Source organism: Sphingopyxis fribergensis (genome assembly GCF_000803645.1).
Lineage (GTDB): Bacteria > Pseudomonadota > Alphaproteobacteria > Sphingomonadales > Sphingomonadaceae > Sphingopyxis > Sphingopyxis fribergensis.
In genome coordinates this window covers 1,830,813-1,849,239 of sequence record NZ_CP009122.1, presented here as the reverse complement: position 1 = coordinate 1,849,239, position 18,427 = coordinate 1,830,813, and the positions used below count along the sequence as shown (strand labels likewise).

Genomic DNA, 18,427 nt, shown 5'->3' with positions numbered 1-18,427 from the left:
CCGTCGCAACTGGCGACCTTGTCAGGCCAGCCCGGCTTTCCAGTCGCGACGGATCTTCTTCGCGAGGCTCCATTTATGAACCTCGGTCGGGCCGTCGTAGATGCGGAAGGCGCGGACTTCGCGGAACACCTGTTCGACGATCGTCTTGTCGGTCACGCCGGTACCGCCCATCACCTGGACGCAGCGGTCGGCGGTGCGCATCAGCGCCTCCGACACAGCTACTTTCGCCATCGAGCTTTCGACCGTGCCGAGCGATCCGGTGTCGAGCACCGATGCGCACCAGTCGATCATCAGTTCGGCCTGCTTCAGATCGATCATATTTTCGGCGAGCATGAAGCCGACGCCCTCATGCTCGATCAGCGGCTTGCCAAACGCTTCGCGGCGGTTGGCATAATCGGTCGCAATTTCGTGCGCCCGGATGCACGCGCCCAGCCAGCGCATGCAGTGCGACAGGCGGGCAGGGGACAGGCGGACCTGCGCATAGCGGAAGCCTTCGCCGGCCTCGCCCAGCATCTGGTCGGCGGGGACACGCAGATTGTCGATCGTCAGCGTCGCGTGGCCACCGGGCATCGAACTGTCGATCGTGTTCGGCACATCGTCGATATGGATTGCGGGGTCGGGCAGATCGACGAGGAACATGCAAGCGCCCTGTTCGGATTTCGCCATCACGATGCCGACGCGCGCGCCGAGCGCGCCGGTGATGAAGGTCTTTCGGCCGTTCACCACCCAATGATTGCCGTCGAGGTGGCAGGTCGTCTTCATCATCGACGGGTCGGATCCGGCGCCGCCCTCTTCGGCGGGTTCGGTCATGAAGAAGGCCGAGCGGACGCGGCCCTCGACCATCGGCTTCAGGAACCGTTCCTTGATTTCGGGGCTGCCTTCCTTGCCGAGCAGATACATATTGCCCTCGTCGGGCGCCATCGTGTTGCAAGCGAGGGGACCGAGCGGGGAGAGGCCGCTTTTGATCAGCACGACGGCGGTCTCACGCTGATTGAGATGATCGCCGTCGCCGAGGATGTGCGGGGTCAGCACACCCGCGGCGCGCGCATGGTCGCGCATTTCCATCACAAGTTCGTCGGTCGGTGCACCATGATGGTCGCGGCGTGGGTCACGCTCATAGGGAACGACGATTTCGCGCACGAAGCTTTCGACCTTTGCGGCAATCGCCAGCGCCCGATCCGATATGCCTTCGCGCGCCGCCATCCCGATTCCCTTCGTTATCTAACTATCCCTTAAGTCAACCCGACGTTGACGTAAGCGTCAAGTTATTTCATGGATCGCGGCGGACATGCCGTAAGGGCGGGATCGCGCAGGAGAGATCGAGATGGCTTTCAAGACACGCATCACCGAAATGCTGGGTATCGAGCATCCGATCGTCCAGGGCGGGATGCAGAGCGTCGGCTATGCCGAACTTGCGAGCGCGGTGTCCAACGCCGGCGGCCTCGGCATTTTGACCGCGTTGACCCAGCCATCGCCCGCAGCACTCAGCGCCGAGATCGAGCGTTGCCGTGCGATGACCGACAAGCCCTTCGGCGTGAACATGACCGTCTTCCCGACGATCAACGCGCCCGATTACAAGGCCTATGCGCAGGCGATCATCGACGGCGGAGTCAAGATCGTCGAGACCGCGGGCACACAGGCGGTGCGCGAAATTTGGGAGATGCTGAAACCCCATGGCGTGACCATCCTTCATAAATGCACCGCGGTGCGCCACGCGCTGTCGGCCGAACGCGCGGGTTGCGACATCATCTCGATTGACGGCTTCGAATGCGCCGGCCACCCGGGCGAGGACGATATCCCCGGCTTGATCCTGATCCCCGCCGCCGCCGACAAGTTGAAGATCCCGATGCTCGCCTCGGGTGGCTTCGGCGATGGCCGCGGCCTCGTCGCCGCGCTCACCCTCGGCGCAGAGGGCATCAACATGGGCACGCGCTTCTGCGCCACCGTCGAGGCGCCGATCCACCCAAATGTGAAGCAGGCCTATATCGATAATGACGAACGCGGCAGTTTCCTGATCTTCCGCAGCCTCAAGAACACCGCGCGCGTCGGCAAGAGCGAGGTGAGCGAAGAGGTGGTGCGCCGCCTCGCGGTGCCCGAGGCGACCTTCGCCGACGTCGCCGAACTGGTGAACGGCAAGGCGGGCCGCGAATTGCTCGAAACCGGGGACCTTTCGAAGGGCGTGTTCTGGGCGGGCATGGTGCAGGGGCTGATCCACGATATCCCGACCTGCCGACAACTCATCGACCGGATCATCGCCGACGCCGATGCGATCGTTGACCAGCGGCTGGCGTCGATGCGCGCCTAATGCGCCCCGCACGCTGGCGCGACGCGGCGGCTTTCGATATGGTCTGATTCTTCGCAATCGATCATATCGGACGCCGTCGGCTTCAGCCTGCCGGCACGGCAAGGGGGATTTTTGAGCCTCATCGAATATAAAGGTTTCGGCGGCGTTGTTCTGGCGGCCGACATGCTGGGTGACGAGAATGACCCGGCGGTCCTCCTGGTCCCCGACATCGGCCAAAGCCGCGCGAATTGGCGCGAGGTCGCCGAGGCGCTCGTGCTCTCGGGCCGCCGCGTCGTCAATCTCGACCTTCGCGATGGCACCGACCTGGCGCCGCATATCGAGGATTTGCGCGCCGTTCTCGCGCAGATGGGATCTAGGCCCGTGGTGGTCGCAGCGGGACGCGGCAGCTGGATCGCTGCGCACGCGCTGGGCCTCGATGATGGGACGCATCTCGCCGCGGGGCTTGTTCTCGTCGACATGCCCGTCGACGACGTGGTTATTGCAAGCGCCGCCGCGACGCGCCTTGTCCTTCCAACTCTCGCCGTTCGCGGCGGCTTTTCTCCCGCAGAGGCAAGCGCCGACAGCGATGCCTTCTTCGCCGCACTGCCGCTCGGCCAGAGCGCCGACATTAATGATTGCGACCTCGAACTCGCATCGGACCGTAAAGAAGCGCTGCTCGGCCAATTGCTCGAATTTCTAGAACGGCGCCAGCCGCGCGAGGCGATGGAGTTCAAGGCGGGGTCGGACCCGCGCACGCTGCGGGACGCGATGGGCTGTTTTGCCACCGGCATCACAATTGTGACAGCACTCGATGCCGAAGGCACGCCGGTCGGCCTGACTGCGAACAGTTTTACCTCGGTCTCGCTCGATCCGCCGCTGCTTCTTGTTTGCATAGCAAACACCGCGGGAACAGCGCCCACCCTGCGCGAGGCCACGCATTTCGGCGTAAACGTCCTGCAAATCGGACAGCAACCGACCTCGAACCGGTTTGCCGCGCGGGGCGAGGACCGTTTTGCCAACCAGCCATGGGCGCCGGGCCATACCGGCGTCCCGCTGCTCGGCAGTTCACTCGTGTCGTTCGAATGCCAGCACGAATCGCTGCACGAAGCCGGCGATCACTTCATCCTCGTCGGCCGTGTAGTGCGCGCGCAGTTCGAGCCGCACCGCGACCCCTTGCTCTATTTCCGCGGAAAATACCGGCGATTGCATTTCGCGTAATTGGCGGACAGGGTGGGATTCGAACCCACGGTGAGCTTGCACCCACGGCGGTTTTCAAGACCGCTGCCTTAAACCACTCGGCCACCTGTCCTTGGCCGTCGCCATAGCGCGCGATCGTCCGGCGGCAAGCGAAACCTTGCCTTCTCGACCCGTCGCGCGAATGACTCGCCTTGTCCCGCCAACGCCTAGCCAAGCCGCTCGCATCTGTGCGACACACGTCCTATGGGTGGGGACATGACGCACGCTATACGTTTCAGAATCGGACGCCTTTTCGCGATCACCACGGCGTTCCTGTCGGCGTGGATGCTCACCGCCTCGGCGCCGCTCCACGCGCAAAGCGGCGACGGGGGATTCGCCGCCTATGTCCAGTCGCTGTGGCCGAAGGCGCAAGCGCGCGGCGTGTCGCGAACGACCTTTGACCGGGTGACCGCGGGGTTAAGCTATAATGCCCGCGTCGTCGCGCTCGATCGCGACAATCTGGGCAGTCCGCCAAATCCCAATACCCCGATCCCCGCCTTTGCGCCGTACAGAGTGAAGCATGTCGATGCCGCGCGCATCGGCGGCGGCCGTCGCGTCCACGACCGGTTGCTGCCGCTGCTGTCCCGTATCGAACAGCGCACCGGCGTGCCGACGAGCATCATGATCGCCATCTATGGCCACGAAACCGCCTATGGCCAGGTGACCGGGAATTTCGACCTGCCCGAGGCGCTCGCGACGCTCGCCTATGAAGGGCGCCGCCGTAGCCTGTTCGAACCCGAGCTGATCGCGACGATGGTGATGGTCGAACGCGGCGTGCCGCGCAGCGTGCTGAAGGGCAGCTGGGCTGGCGCTTTCGGCTATCCCCAATTCCTGCCGTCGGTCTATCTGCGCGTCGCCGAGGACGGTGACGGCGACGGCGTTGCGCGCATCTGGTCGAGCGAAGCCGATGCGATCGAATCGATCGGATCCTATCTTCGCAACGCGGGCTGGCGCGCCGGGCAGCCGTGGGGCGTCGCGGTCACCGTGCCCGCCGGCTTCAATCGCGGCGTGGTCGCCAACCGTCTGACGCCCACCCGCTGTCCGCGCGTTTTCGACCGCCATAGTCGCTGGCGCTCGATGTCCGAATGGCGTGCGGCCGGTATCCAACCGGTCGATGGCAGGTGGCCCGACGGCAACGTCCAGGCGACCTTGCTCGAACCAGATGGCCCCGGTCGCACCGCCTATTTGCTGACCGGTAACTATCGTGCGATATTGGACTATAATTGTTCCAATTTTTACGCATTATCTGTGGGGTTGCTGGCGGATGAAATCGATCGTTAGGGGCGGGGGCCTGTTGGCGGGGGCAATGCTATTGCTCTCCGGCTGTGGCAGCATGGACGGCACGCGCGAAGGGAGACCGACGGCCAGCCCGACGACGGCAGCGAACGGCGTCGCCGATGTGCCGGTTAAGGTCGGTGATCCTTACACGATTGCAGGCGTCACCTATACGCCCGCCGATATCCCCGACTATGACGACGTCGGCTATGCCAGCTGGTATGGCGAGGAACTCGCCGGGCGCCCCACCGCGAATGGCGAGATTTTCGATCCCGCGGGTATCTCGGCCGCCCACAAGACATTGCCGCTGCCCAGCTATGTCGAGGTCACCGCGCTCGATACCGGGCGGACGATCCTCGTACGCGTCAACGACCGCGGCCCGATGGTCGGCGACCGGCTGATCGACCTGTCGCGCGGCGCCGCCGAACAATTGGGGCTGACCGACGGCGTTTCCGCGGTCCGCGTCCGTCGCACCAATCCGCCGCTGGCAGAACGCGCGCAGCTTCGCGCGGGGAAGCCGGTTCCCGAACGGATCGCGACCCCCGAATCGCTGCTGGCGATCCTGCGCAGCAAGGCGAAGGCTTTGCCGGCACCCAAAGCGGCGGGCGACGCGGCGGCGACGGTCGCCGCCCAGCCGGCGGCGCCGATCGCGTCGGGCAAGGCCAAGCCGGGCGATGACCGCTTCGTCGTCGAAGGCCCCGGAACCACCAAGCCCGCACCGGCGACGAGGCCGGCAGCGACGGCAACCAAGGCCGCTGCCGCAGTCGCGGGAAAATATGTCGTTCAGGTCGGCGCGTTCAGCGCCGAAAGCCGCGCCAATGCGGCGGCTAAGTCGGTCGGCGGGTATGTCACCAAGGCCGGCAATCTGTGGCGCGTCCGCGTGGGCCCCTTCGCCAGCGACGCCGACGCGCGTGGCGCCCTCGGCAAGGTCAAAACCAAGGGCTTCCGCGACGCGGTAGTCCAGCGCGACCGCTAACGGCCGGACGCCGTGGGAAGGCCAGCCATCCTTGCGAAAGGCGGCGCGGCGGCGCTGACGGTGTTTGCGCTTTGCTTCGCCTTTCCGGCAACATCTGCGAGCGATTCCCGCCCGAAAAGCGCGCCGGCCAAAAATGCTCCCGTGAGCCGCCCGCTCTATGTCACGCAGGCGCCAATCGTCTTGCTCAAAGATATTGATTCGGGCGCAATCCTCTTTTCGCGTGGCGCCAACAAACGCTTCGCTCCCGCATCTATGGCGAAAGTGATGACGGCCTATGTCGTGTTCGACCTGCTTAAAAAAGGCGAACTGGCGCGCGATAAACGATTTACCGTTAGCGAAACGACCTGGAAGAAATGGAACGGCAGCACCGGCGGATCGACAATGTTCCTTAGTCCGAACGAAAAAGTCTCGGTCGACGAACTGCTCAAGGGCCTGATTACCGTGTCGGGCAATGATGCGGCAGCTGTTCTCGCGGTCGGAATCGACGGAAGCGAGGAGGCATTCGTCAAAAGAATGAATGTTGTAGCTGCCAGAATTGGGATGGCATCGAGTCGCTTCGGAACACCGAATGGCTGGCCCGATGGTGGCGTCACCAAGGTCAGCGCCGCCGACCTCGTCACGCTTGCCGACCGGCTGATCCGCGACCATCCGGATGGCTATAATCGCTATTTCTCGTTGCCAAAGCTTCAGCATGGCACGTCGCCCGAGGGCAAACCGATCATCCAGCCCAATCGCAACCCGATCCTCGGCCGCTTCGAAGGCGCCGACGGCCTGAAAACCGGCCACACTACCGAAGCGGGCTATTGCTTCCTCGGTTCGGCGAAACGCAAAGGGCGCCGCCTGATCATGGTGGTCGCCGGCATGAGCAGCGAAAAGGCGCGGCGCGACGAGGCCGAGCGGCTGATGAAATGGGGTTTCGACGAGTGGGAGGGGCGCGAAATTCTGCCCGCCGGCGCCAGTCTCGGCCACGTCGACATCCGAAAAGGCGCCTTTCCAGCGGTCGCCACCCGGACGGGAATCGCTGTCCGGATGACGGTTCCCAAGGGCTATGAGGGCGGCTATCGCGCTGTGATGCGCAGCCAAGCTCCTATCGCAGCGCCCGTCACGCGCGGCACGCCTGTCGCCGACCTCGTCGTCACGCCCGATGGATTGCCGCCACAAACGACGCCGCTAATCGCCGCAGCCGATGTGGCCAAGGCGGAGGGCGGCTGGTGGTCGCGCGCCCGAACCGGATTTTACCGGCTGACCGGACTGTGACAGGGCGCTTTATCACGCTGGAAGGCGGGGAGGGGGTCGGTAAATCGACCCAGATCCGCGCGCTTTCAGCGGCGCTGGAGGCGCGCGATATCGAAGCCGTGGCGACGCGCGAACCGGGTGGCAGCGCGGGCGCGGAAGCGATCCGCACGCTGCTGATGGAGGGCAGCGACGACCGCTGGGATTCGCGCAGCGAGGCGTTGCTGTTCGCTGCGGCGCGCGCCGATCATGTTGCGCGAACCATTCGTCCGGCGCTCGATCGCGGCGCCTGGGTGCTCTGCGATCGGTTTGTCGATTCGAGCCGCGCCTATCAAGGCGGTGGCGGCGGCATCACCGATGCCGATCTGCTGACACTGCACGGCTTTGGTTCGCTGGGTTTGTTACCCGACCGTACCTTCCTGCTCACCGTGAGCGCCGACGAAGCCGCACGGCGGCTGACCGAACGCGGTGGCCGAGACCGAATGGGCAATAAACCTGCCGATTATCAGGCGCGGCTCGCGGCTCGTTTCGTCGAGATGGCAATGAGCGAGCCCAGCCGATGGCGGATCGTCGATGCCGACGCGGCCGCCACCGATGTCACCGCTGCGATTCTCGCCGAACTCGCGGAATGGCTGTGATTATCGGCCATCACGACGCCGAAAAGGCTTTTCTCGAGGCGTGGCAGGGTGGCCGCCTTCATCATGCCTGGCTCCTCGCCGGACCCCATGGCATGGGGAAAGGCGCGTTCGCCGAGCGCGTCGCGCGTTTTCTCGTCACCCATGGCCGTGGCGGCGAGGGACAAGTGATCGGTCTCGACGATCCGGGCGATGGTGCTGCGGGGCGCCTAGTCGATGCCGGAAACCACCCCGAAATTCTCCGCCTTGCCCGCCAGCCTAAGGACAAAGCCAAGGAACTGGCGCGCAACATCACGATCGAGCAGGTCCGACAGATGATCCGCCGTCTCCACCTCTCGCTGTCGCTCGGCGACTGGCGCGTGATCATCGTCGACGCCGTTGACGATCTGGAGACCGACGGCGCTAACGCGCTGCTCAAGACACTCGAAGAACCGCCGACGAAAACGCTCTTCCTGCTCGTCAGCCACTCGCCGGGACGCTTGCTACCGACGATCCGGTCACGATGTAGAACGCTACGTTTTCAGCCTGTTGCCCGTGACGTCATGACAGCATGGCTGCACGAACTGCGTCCGATGCTCGAGCTGGCCGAGGTCCGCGCGATCGTCGCCGCATCGGGGGGGGTGCCGGGGAAGGCGCTCGCGCTGATCGACAGCGATGTTGCGGTGATGGAAAAGAAATTGCTCGCTATCGCGACGTCGGGCGATCCCGAAAACCGCCTCCGCGAGGCGCTCGCACGCGAGGTTGGAGGGACCAGTAATCGCGCCCGGCTCGAGTTAGTGATTGATATCGTTCCCGGGCTGCTTGCGCGCCTGGCACGCGAACGGCCGGTGGCCGAGATCGCACCGATCCTCGCGCAATGGGACCGCGTCCAGCGCACCGTGCGCGATGCGATACGCGGATCGTACGACGGGGCGATGGTGGGGTTCGAAATCGGCAACTGCCTTGCCGAATTGGCGCCGCGTGCGGGGCAAACCGCACGCTGACGCTTTCCCTCGCGCGCGCCAACGGCTAAGGCGCGGCCATGTCCGAAAACACCGAACCTTTCTATATCACCACGGCGATCAGCTACCCCAACGGCCGTCCGCATATCGGCCACGCCTATGAAGCGATTGCGACCGACGTCATGGCACGTTTCCAGCGCGCGCGCGGCCGTGACGTGCGGCTCATCACCGGCACTGACGAGCATGGGCTGAAGATGTTCCAGACCGCACGCGACCAGGGCCGCGCGACGATCGACCTTGCCGACGAAATGTCGGGATATTTCCGTGAGATGTACGCTAGACTGAACATCAGCTATGACAATTTCATGCGCACGTCGGACGCCACGCATCACGCCGCGTCGCAGGCGATCTGGCGCGCGATGGAAGCGAATGGCGATCTTTATCTCGACCGCTACGAGGGCTGGTATTCGGTGCGCGACGAAGCCTTCTACGACGAAAGCGAACTGACCGACGGGGAAGGGGGCATCCGCCTCTCTCCGCAGGGCACGCCGGTCGAATGGACCGTCGAGGAAAGCTGGTTTTTCCGCCTGTCCAGATATCAGGACAAGCTGCTCGCGCTCTACAACGACAATCCCGATTTCATCCGCCCCGAAACTCGCCGCAACGAAGTGATGCGCTTTGTCGAAGGCGGGCTCAAAGACCTTAGCGTATCGCGCACCAGCTTCGACTGGGGCGTGCCTGTGCCGGGTTCGCCGGGGCATGTCATGTATGTGTGGGTCGACGCGCTCACCACCTATTTGTCGGGGCTGGGCTATCCCGATCCCGACAGCGATTTCGGAACATTCTGGCCAGCGAATATCCACATGATCGGCAAGGATATCGTGCGCTTTCATGCCGTTTACTGGCCGGCCTTTCTGATGAGCGCGAACCTGCCGCTGCCCAAGCAGGTGTTCGGCCACGGCTTCCTGCTCAACCGCGGCGAGAAAATGTCGAAGTCGCTCGGCAATGTCGTCGACCCCATGGCGCTCGCCGACCAGTTCGGGGTCGACGCACTGCGGTACTATCTCCTCCGCGAAGTCAGCTTCGGGCAGGACGGTACCTATTCGGCCGACGCGATCGTGCGAACCGCAAACGCCGACCTTGCGAACAGCTTTGGCAATCTCGCTCAACGCAGCTTGTCGATGATTTTCAAGAATTTGCATGGCAAACTTTCGGTCGACTATTCGCCAGCAAATGACGATATAGACCTCCTCGCCGACCTCACCGACATGGCGGCGGCCCGCCTGCCACGCGAATTCGAGCAGCTTGCATTCTCGGTCGGCATCGAGGACTGGATTCGCGCGGTATTCGCCTGCAACCAATATGTCGACACACAGGCGCCGTGGGCGCTGCGCAAGACCGACCCGGAGCGAATGCGGGCGGTGCTGATGACCTTGTTCAGGGCGGTTCGCACCCTGGCGATCGCTATCCGGCCCGTGGTGCCGGCGGCGGCCGACAATCTGCTCGACCAGATGGGTATAGCCGAAGATGCGCGAAATTCCGCGGCGCTCGCCGATAACGACTGGTTTGCGAAACTCTCGGCCAGTGGTTTCACCGTCGGACAACCCGTGGCCATTTTCCCACGCCTCGAACTGCCCGAAGGAGAAGGGGAGGTCTGATGCTCGTCGATTCGCACTGCCACCTCAACTACAAAGGCCTCGCCGAGCAGCAGGGCGAAGTGCTGGAACGCGCCCGCGTTCGCGGCGTCACCGCGATGCTCAACATCGCGACGCGCGAAAGCGAATGGGACGATGTGCTCGCGGCCGCCGAAGCGAACGACGACGTCTGGGCCAGCGTCGGCATCCATCCGCACGACGCCGACCATCACCCCGATGTCGATACCGCGAAGCTCGTTGAGCGTGCTGCGCATCCGCGGGTAATCGGGATCGGCGAGACCGGGCTCGACTATTATTACGACAAGAGCGACCGCGCACGGCAGCAGGACAGTTTCCGCCGCCACATCCACGCGTCGCAGCAGACCGGCCTGCCGATCATCGTCCACACGCGCGATGCCGAGGAAGATACGCTTAGGCTGCTCGGCGAGGAAATGGGGAAGGCCGAATTTCCGGGCGTGATCCACTGCTTCACTGCAAGCGATAACTTCGCGCGCAAGGCGCTCGATCTCGGGCTCTTCATCTCGATCTCGGGCATCGTGACGTTCAAGAACGCCTCCGACCTACAGGCGACGGCGAAATGGTTGCCGCAGGACCGTCTGCTGATCGAGACCGATTCCCCCTTCCTCGCCCCCGTCCCGCATCGAGGCAAGACCGGCGAGCCGGCTTTTGTCGCCGATACGCTCGCTTTCCTCGCCTACTTGCGTGGAGAGGACGCGGAAACACTCAGGGCGGTGACAGCCGCCAATTTCTACACGCTTTTCAACAAGGCGCTGCCATGACGCCATACACGCCATGAGGCTGAGAATCCTCGGTTGCGGCACTTCTTCGGGCGTCCCGCGCATCGGCAATGACTGGGGGCAGTGCGATCCCGACAATCCGCGAAATCTCCGCAGCCGAGCTTCTATCATGGTGTCGCTCGGCGGCTTTCGTATCCTTGTCGACACCAGCCCCGATATGCGGCTCCAACTGCTCGACGCGGGCGTGGGTGAAATCGATGCCGTAATCTGGACCCACGAGCATGCCGACCATACGCACGGCCTCGACGATCTTCGACAGGTCATGCATCTGCGCCGATCAGCGGTGCCGGTCTATGCGCGCGACCATGTGCTCGACATCCTGAAATGGCGCTTCACCTATGCTTTTGCCGGCAACGCCGGATATCCAGCGTCGGTTGATCCGATCGACCTTCACGATCATCAATCGATCGGCCCTATCGAAGTATCGGCGATCGAAATGCCGCACGGGCCGATCAAGGCGTCTGGGTTGATCTTCAGCGACGGTGCGCACAAGATCGCTTATGCAACTGACTTCTCGAAATTTACCGACGAAATGGTCGATTTTTTCCAAGGCGTCGACCTGTTCGTCATCGATGCGCTGCGCCGCTATCCGCATCCGACGCATCCGCATCTGGCGATGACGCTCGAAGGTCTTGCGAAGGTCGGCAATCCGCGCGCAATCATCACGCATATGGACAATACGATGGATTATGAAGACCTTGCGGCCGAATTGCCGCCGGGTGTCGAACCGGGATATGATGGGCTGGAGGTGCAGCTATGACGGGCGAAACGGCAGTGCAGATGCTCTGGTTCGTGGGCGCGTTCACATTGGTGCTGAGCTCGCTCTTCGCACGCCGGTTGCCGATGGCTGATTGGTTGAAGATGGCGCTGGCGTGGGTCGCGATCTTCGGGCTCGTGTTCCTCGTCATTCGCACGTGGCAGGCGGTGACATAGCGGGGCCTTACCCCTTCTCATATTCGTCGATATTTAACATAATATATATTATCGGATAATCACATGGCCGAGACGGCAACCCAATCCCCCATCGACCGCCTGCTCGCCATCATGGCGCGATTGCGCAATCCCGATGGCGGCTGCGAATGGGATCTGGCGCAGGACTTCTCGACGATCGCGCCCTACACGATCGAAGAAGCCTATGAGGTCGCCGACGCGATCGCCGGCGGCGATCCTGCGGCCATTTGCGAAGAGCTTGGCGACCTGTTGCTCCAGGTCGTCTTTCAAAGCCAGATTGCGACCGATGACGGCCTGTTCGGCTTCAACGATGTCGCCAATGCGATCAGCGACAAGATGGAGCGCCGGCACCCGCATATTTTCGGCGATGGCAAGACCGACGACGTGCGCCAGCAATGGGAACAGATCAAGGCGGCCGAGCGATCGGCCGACGGTGGCGCAGCGGGCGCGCTCACGGGCGTCGCTTCGTCTTTGCCCGCATTGTTGCGCGCGCAAAAGCTGCAGGGCCGCGCCGCGCGCGTTGGTTTCGACTGGCCCGACACCAAAGGGCCGCTTGCGAAGATCGACGAAGAAATGGCCGAGGTCGCGCAAGCAACGAACGATGACGAGCGGCATGAGGAAGTCGGCGACCTGCTGTTCGCGGTCGTCAATTATGCGCGCAAGTTGGGTGTCGATGCCGAAGGTGCGCTGCGCGATGCCAATATGAAATTCGCGCGCCGGTTTGCGGCGATGGAAGAGCTCGCAGGTGGCAGCCTGTCGGGGCTTTCGCTCGACGTGCAGGAAAGCCATTGGCTGGCGGTTAAGGTGTCGGAACGTCGGTAGCGGGCCATAGTCGCTCGAACCGCGCGCTGTCGGCGGGATCGAGCCGGACAGTCAGGACATGCCCTTCGGCCTCGGGTTCATCCGCCAGCACTTCGCCGCGCGCGTGGAGCCATGCCGCCGCTTCGCCTTGGCTATAGGTCAGATAGATGCGCCGGACCTTGTGCTGCGCGGTCAATTGCGACGCCATCAGAATGCGCGCGTTCTCAACGCCCTCGCCCGTTACCGCCGAGATCAGCGCGACATCTGGGCGCCGCGCCGCCATTTCCTCGATTGCTGCACGTCGTTCGTCATCGGCGGTATCGATCTTGTTCCAAATTTCGATCTGCTGGATCGCCGGCGGTGCATCGCCCTCCCCGTCGTCCTGCGGTCCGTTGACACCGAGCGAGTTCAGGATCGCGCGGACGTCGTCATATTGCGCCTCGCTATCGGGATGGGCGATATCGCGGACGTGGACAATGAGATCCGCGGTGGTGACCTCCTCGAGCGTGGCGCGGAATGCCGCGACCAGCTCGGTCGGCAGGTCGGACACGAACCCGACGGTGTCCGACAGGATTGCCTTTTCGATCCCGGGCAGCCGGATCTCGCGCATTGTCGGATCTAGCGTGGCAAAGAGCATGTCTTCCGCCATGGCGTCACTTCCCGTCAACCGATTGAAGAAGGTCGATTTTCCGGCGTTCGTATAGCCAACGAGCGCCACCACCGGCCACGGTGCACGCTGCCGTTTCGACCGCTGCAACTGACGTGTGCGGCGGGCATCCTCAAGGCTGCGGCGGATGCGCGCCATGCGGTTGCGAATCATTCGCCTATCGGCCTCGATCTGCGTTTCGCCGGGCCCGCCGAGGAACCCGAAACCGCCGCGCTGGCGCTCAAGGTGTGTCCAGCTGCGCACCAGCCGCCCCGCCTGATAATCGAGATGCGCGAGTTCGACCTGCAGCCGCCCCTCGGCGGTGGCGGCGCGCTCGCCGAAGATTTCGAGGATCAGCCCGGTGCGGTCGATCACCTTGGTGCCAAACGCGGTTTCGAGATTGCGCTGCTGGATCGGGCTAAGCGCCGCGTCGACGACGACCAGTTGCACTCCCTTAGCCGCAATATCGGGTATGATCGCCTCGATCTGGCCGACGCCGAGCAACGTCGCGGCGCGCGTCTGGCGCAGCCGGAGCGTGTGCACCGCAACGACATCGAGCCCGATGGCCAGCGCAAGCCCCCTTGCCTCCTCGGCGCGCGCGTCAAGGTCGCGAGCAAGCCGCTGGCTATGCCATTCGGGCACGACGATAAGCGCGGCGGCGCCGCGCGTTACCTCGTCTTCATTGTCGGCTATCGGGTCGATCAGGCGTTGTCCGCTTCGGCGTCCGGCTCGCTGTCGGTCAGGTTGATCGGGCCGTTCGGCTGAACCGTCGAAATCGCGTGCTTATAGACGAGCTGGACTTGGCGCTCGCGCTCGAGCAGCATGCAGAACAGGTCGAACGCCACGATATCGCCTTGCAGCATCACGCCGTTGACGAGGAACATCGTCACCGACTCGTCCGACTTGCGCACCGCGTTGAGGAACACATCCTGCAGCGCCTTGCCTTTGCTCGCTGGTGCGTCGCGGAGATTGTCGCCGAGTAGCGCCAGATCGAAATCGTGTGACGGCATAACGGTCGAGATCGCATGCTTGTAGACCAGCTGCGACTGACCGTCGCGGCGGAGCAGCAGCGAGAAATTGTCGAACCAAGTGATGATACCCTGCAGCTTTACACCCTTGACCAGGAACATGGTCACCGGCGTCTTGCTCTTACGAAGGGCGTTGAGGAAAATATCCTGGAGATTCTGGTTTTTATCGGACACATTTGCCTCCTGTTTTTGGCGGTAGAACCGCGGGTATGGAGCCGGTTTTCCGGCTTTAAGACCTTCTTTGCGTGCCCAATATGCGGCAAAGGTCGCCGAAGGTCTAGCGCAAAGCCGCTATCCCTCGCCGTCCGAACTCTCGGTAAGGCCCAAAAGTTTCAGTTTGCGGTGCAGCGCCGAGCGTTCCATGCCGATGAAGGTCGCGGTGCGCGAGATATTGCCCGAAAAGCGGTTGATCTGGATACGCAGATATTCGCGCTCGAAATTCTCGCGCGCTTCCTTGAGCGGGATTGCGGTGATCGATTCCGAATTGGGCAATATGTCGGCCCCACCGCGCACCAGTTCGGCGGGGAGCATGTCGGCGTCGATCCGCGCCAGGCGGTCGCTCGGCGCCAGGATCATCACGCGTTCGATCACATTGCGCAATTCGCGGACGTTGCCCGGCCACTCATGCGCCTGGAGCGCCGCCATCGCCTCCGAACTGATCTCGGGCGGCGCAACGCGGCGGTCGGCGGCGTAACGGCGGATATAATGGTCACAAAGGCTGGCGATATCGTCGCGCCGCTCGCGCAGCGGCGGGATATGCACGGGCACGACGTTGAGCCGGTAATAGAGATCCTCGCGAAACCGGCTTTCGGCAATTTCGGTCATCAGATCGCGCGCCGATCCCGAAATGATGCGGACGTCGACGCGGATCATCGTGCGGCCACCGACACGGGTGAAGCTTTGATCGGTCAGCACACGCAAAATCTTGCCCTGCGTGGTCAGCGGCATGTCGGCGACCTCGTCTAGGAACAGGGTGCCACCGTGCGCCTGCTCAAGCAGCCCGACGCGGATCGATCCATCTTCGGCTTCCGACCCGAACAATTCGGTTTCGACCGTTTCGGGGTCCATGCGCGCCGACGAAATGACGCGGAAGGGCGCCGTCTGCCGCCCGCTCCAGCCGTGGAGCACGCGCGCTGCGACTTCCTTGCCGACGCCCGGCGCGCCGGTGATCAGCACGCGGCTGCCGGTCCCCGCCACGCGCTTCAGCGTCGCGCGGACGTTGTTAATTGCGGCGCTGGTTCCCGTGAGCTCGTCCGACGGCCCCGCCTTTTCGCGGAGCTGCTCATATTCGAACTTCAGCCGCTCGCTTTCGGTCGCGCGCGCCACGAGATGGAGCAGGCGCGATGCTTCGAAAGGTTTCTCGATGAAGTCGTACGCGCCGCGGCGGATCGCCGCGACCGCCGTGTCGAGCCCGCCATGGCCCGAGATGACGATGATCGGCAGCGTCGGGTCGAACGCCTTGATCGCCTCGACGAGCCCGAGCCCATCGAGCCGCGACCCCTGCAGCCACACGTCGATCAGCGCAAGCGACGGACGCCGCTGACGGATCGCTTCGAGCGCCGAATCGCTGTCGGAGGCGGTGCGCGCCTCATAACCTTCGTCTTCCATGACGCCGGCGACGAGGTCGCAGATGTCGCGTTCGTCATCGACGATCAGAATATCAAGCGCCATGATCTTCTCTGTCCTGCCGGTTCCGGACACGTCCAAGAACCGATTCGCTATGCCCCATGCTTGTCTCCCCGCCCTTGCCGGCCAAGGGCCTCAACCGGTCGGGGTGGAGCGTCAGGGTGACGCACGTCCCCTGCCCCGTCGGATTGTCCGAAAATTCCAGTTCGCCATAGTGCTGCTCGACGATCTTCTTAACGATCGCGAGCCCCAGCCCGGTCCCGCCCTGCCGCGTCGTCATATAGGGCTCGGCGATCGCGTCGCGCGCTTCCGGCAAGCCGATGCCGTCGTCGGTAACGCGAATGACGATCTCGTCATCCGCGCCGACTTCAAGTTCGGCGGTGATGTGGCCGGTCGCCGTGGATTGCGCATTTTTATATTTTTCTTCAATCGCTTCGACCGCGTTCTTTACGATGTTCGTCATTGCTTGCGACAACAATCTGCGGTCGCAAACAAGCGGTTCGATCTCGGCCGGCGTTTTGACCGCAAAGGCAATGTCGGGCTTCGCCACTTCGAACAGGAACACCGCCTGGCGCAGGATATCGCGGACATCCTCGACCCCGAAGGTAGGTTTCGGCATCCGGGCGAAGCTCGAAAACTCGTCGACCATTCGCCGCATGTCATGCACCTGCCGGATCACCGTATCGGTCAGTTTGCGGAAGGTTGCAGCATCGCCCTCGATCTTGTCGCCGAAGCGCCGCTGGAGCCGCTCGGCGGCCAATTGGATCGGGGTGAGCGGATTCTTGATCTCGTGCGCGATGCGCCGGGCGACGTCGGACCAGGCCGCGCGGCGCTGGTCGAGCAATTGCTGCGTAATATCTTCGAAACTCAGGACGAAGCCTTCGCCCTGCGCGACGGCTTTTGCGGCGAGGGTCGCGGGCTCGGCATCCTTGCGCGAGAGTTGAACAATCGCTTCGCGCTCGTCGCTGATCAACAGGCGCGCCAACTCGGGCGCGACATCGTCGAGCGGCTGGCCCGTCAGGCATTCCGATGACTGGCAGATCAAACGCTCCGCCGCCGCATTGGCGAGCAGGATACGACGATCGGCATCGACCGACACCACCGCCGACGACACGCCGCTCAGTACCGCTTCGATAAAGCTGCGTCGGGCTTCGAGTTGTTCGTTGACGCTGACGAGCGCATCCGTTTGTCCCTGCAACTGTTCGGTCATACGGTTGAAAGCGCGGGTCAGTACTGAAATCTCGTCATCGCGGACGGGCGGGGTAACACGTACCGACAGGTCGCCGCCTGCCGCGGTACGCGTTGCGCCGATCAGAGTGCCGAGAGGGCGAACGATCCGGTCAGCAACGACGATCGCCGCGACAACGGCCAGCGCAAGAAGCAGAAGCGATCCTAGATAGAGGGCGCCGTTGAACTGCAATTGGAGCTGCTGCGAGCGCTCGAACAGATTATTATAGTCCGCGAGCACCGCACTCGCCCGCGCCGATTGCTGAAAACCCGGGACGTTGATGTCGCGCGAGGCATAAACATAGGCGCGGTCCGTTCCGGGCAGCCGCACCGCAGCCTCGATCCGGTTGGCTTGCCGGACAACAACGACATCTTCGCCCGCGTCAAGGCGGCCGATCATCTCGGACGTCAGTCGATTCTCGGCAGCCCGATCGTCGGGGCTGACCGCGGCTGCCGTGCGCGCGACACCATCCCGGCCGATCTCGATAATCGCCGATTCATTGAGACTGCGAACAACAACCTGTTGAAAATAGTAATTGCCAAACTTCGGGCTATCGATCGGAAGCTGCGTTAACAGTTTGCCAAGGTCGGTCGCCATCGCAAAGGTATTGGCGCCGACCTGCCGCTGATTTTCCTGATAATAGCCCTCTGCGAGGCCCGCGGCATTTTCAAACATGCCGCGCGACCGGTCCGAGAACCAGAAATCGACCCCGAACTGGAATAGCAATGATGCGAAAATCACCACGAGCAGGGTCGGCGCCGCAGCAATGAGCGAAAAGAGCGCAACGAGCCGGACGTGGAGTCGGCCGTTGCCGCCCGCCATCGAACGCACGGCGCGCGCGCGCGCAATTCGGCTGCCGATAAGAACGATCAGCGCCATAGCCGGCACCAGATTGACGACCATGATCGCGGCGACGAGAGCGGGCGTCAGCAGCCGTTCGCTCTGCGCATCACCCGTCACGAAAATATAGGTCGCGATGGCAACGCTGATGATCAAGGCCAACGTATAATATTCGGGGGCGGCAAAGCGCCAGAAGCCCGAGCGCACTTCCTCTTCGTCCGAATCCGTATCGAGAGTCAGAGGGGGGGATTGCGCCATTGTTGCTATGCTACGAC

At 63.3% G+C, this 18,427-nt stretch carries 17 protein-coding genes and 1 tRNA gene; 12 read left to right on the top strand and 6 right to left on the bottom strand.

From position 1 onward, the window contains the following. Positions 1–21: 21 nt before the first annotated feature. Positions 22–1,203 (bottom strand): acyl-CoA dehydrogenase family protein, encoded by a 1,182-nt coding sequence (locus SKP52_RS08620; protein ID WP_039573938.1) that lies wholly within the window; start codon positions 1,201–1,203, stop codon positions 22–24. A 121-nt stretch (positions 1,204–1,324) separates the two neighbouring features. On the opposite strand from SKP52_RS08620, the gene SKP52_RS08615 reads away from it, so the two are divergent. Both SKP52_RS08615 and SKP52_RS24540 read left to right on the top strand, forming a co-directional pair. Next, entirely contained in the window at positions 1,325–2,305 is a 981-nt protein-coding gene (locus SKP52_RS08615; protein ID WP_039573935.1) for an NAD(P)H-dependent flavin oxidoreductase, read from the top strand. A 111-nt stretch (positions 2,306–2,416) separates the two neighbouring features. After that, positions 2,417–3,502: a flavin reductase gene (locus tag SKP52_RS24540; RefSeq protein WP_052208007.1), complete on the top strand. Its 1,086-nt coding sequence runs from the start codon at positions 2,417–2,419 to the stop codon at positions 3,500–3,502. A 1-nt stretch (position 3,503) separates the two neighbouring features. On the opposite strand, the gene SKP52_RS08605 is transcribed toward SKP52_RS24540, so the two are convergent. Beyond that, positions 3,504–3,593: transfer RNA gene (locus SKP52_RS08605), tRNA-Ser, on the bottom strand. Positions 3,594–3,805: 212 nt separating this feature from the next. Here SKP52_RS08605 and SKP52_RS08600 point away from each other — a divergent pair. From SKP52_RS08600 to mazG, 10 genes are all read left to right on the top strand, one after another. Continuing rightward, on the top strand, positions 3,806–4,801 hold the full coding sequence (locus SKP52_RS08600) for a lytic murein transglycosylase (protein ID WP_148309255.1): 996 nt from the start codon (positions 3,806–3,808) through the stop codon (positions 4,799–4,801). A gap of 25 nt (positions 4,802–4,826) precedes the next feature. Next, positions 4,827–5,771 carry a septal ring lytic transglycosylase RlpA family protein gene (locus SKP52_RS08595; RefSeq protein ID WP_228383874.1) on the top strand — a complete coding sequence of 315 codons (945 nt, stop codon included), beginning with the start codon at positions 4,827–4,829 and terminating at the stop codon, positions 5,769–5,771. Between the two features lie 12 nt (positions 5,772–5,783). Then, entirely contained in the window at positions 5,784–7,028 is a 1,245-nt protein-coding gene (locus tag SKP52_RS08590; RefSeq protein ID WP_081997269.1) for a D-alanyl-D-alanine carboxypeptidase family protein, read from the top strand. Next, the gene (gene tmk, locus SKP52_RS08585) at positions 7,025–7,642 is read left to right on the top strand and encodes a dTMP kinase (RefSeq protein ID WP_039573926.1); all 618 of its coding nucleotides are present in this window, start codon (positions 7,025–7,027) and stop codon (positions 7,640–7,642) included. The genes SKP52_RS08590 and tmk overlap by 4 nt, the downstream gene beginning before the upstream one ends. Next, complete coding sequence (locus SKP52_RS08580; RefSeq protein ID WP_039573923.1) at positions 7,633–8,622, top strand: DNA polymerase III subunit delta'; 990 nt, start codon at positions 7,633–7,635, stop codon at positions 8,620–8,622. The genes tmk and SKP52_RS08580 overlap by 10 nt, the downstream gene beginning before the upstream one ends. 38 nt (positions 8,623–8,660) lie before the next feature. Next, complete coding sequence (gene metG, locus SKP52_RS08575) at positions 8,661–10,238, top strand: methionine--tRNA ligase (RefSeq protein WP_039573920.1); 1,578 nt, start codon at positions 8,661–8,663, stop codon at positions 10,236–10,238. Then, entirely contained in the window at positions 10,238–11,014 is a 777-nt protein-coding gene (locus SKP52_RS08570; RefSeq protein ID WP_039573918.1) for a TatD family hydrolase, read from the top strand. The genes metG and SKP52_RS08570 overlap by 1 nt, the downstream gene beginning before the upstream one ends. Before the next feature lie 13 nt (positions 11,015–11,027). Continuing rightward, the gene (locus tag SKP52_RS08565) at positions 11,028–11,792 is read left to right on the top strand and encodes an MBL fold metallo-hydrolase (RefSeq protein ID WP_039573916.1); all 765 of its coding nucleotides are present in this window, start codon (positions 11,028–11,030) and stop codon (positions 11,790–11,792) included. Beyond that, positions 11,789–11,965, top strand: coding sequence for a hypothetical protein (locus tag SKP52_RS26475; protein ID WP_160292379.1), 177 nt, complete (start codon positions 11,789–11,791; stop codon positions 11,963–11,965). Before SKP52_RS08565 ends, SKP52_RS26475 begins: the two co-directional genes overlap by 4 nt. 63 nt (positions 11,966–12,028) lie before the next feature. Next, on the top strand, positions 12,029–12,805 hold the full coding sequence (gene mazG, locus SKP52_RS08560; protein WP_039573913.1) for a nucleoside triphosphate pyrophosphohydrolase: 777 nt from the start codon (positions 12,029–12,031) through the stop codon (positions 12,803–12,805). Here mazG and hflX read toward each other — a convergent pair. The 4 genes from hflX to SKP52_RS08540 form a co-directional block, all read right to left on the bottom strand. Next, positions 12,783–14,072 carry a GTPase HflX gene (gene hflX / locus SKP52_RS08555; RefSeq protein WP_407695081.1) on the bottom strand — a complete coding sequence of 430 codons (1,290 nt, stop codon included), beginning with the start codon at positions 14,070–14,072 and terminating at the stop codon, positions 12,783–12,785. The two genes, mazG and hflX, sit on opposite strands and share 23 nt — an antisense overlap. A gap of 59 nt (positions 14,073–14,131) precedes the next feature. Continuing rightward, positions 14,132–14,632 (bottom strand): RNA chaperone Hfq, encoded by a 501-nt coding sequence (hfq, locus tag SKP52_RS08550; protein ID WP_039573906.1) that lies wholly within the window; start codon positions 14,630–14,632, stop codon positions 14,132–14,134. 117 nt (positions 14,633–14,749) lie between these two features. Continuing rightward, on the bottom strand, positions 14,750–16,129 hold the full coding sequence (gene ntrX, locus SKP52_RS08545) for a nitrogen assimilation response regulator NtrX (RefSeq protein ID WP_039573904.1): 1,380 nt from the start codon (positions 16,127–16,129) through the stop codon (positions 14,750–14,752). Next, a complete protein-coding gene (locus SKP52_RS08540; RefSeq protein WP_228383872.1) occupies positions 16,119–18,410 on the bottom strand; it encodes a sensor histidine kinase in 2,292 nt (763 codons plus the stop codon). Before SKP52_RS08540 ends, ntrX begins: the two co-directional genes overlap by 11 nt. Between the last annotated feature and the right edge of the window lie 17 nt (positions 18,411–18,427).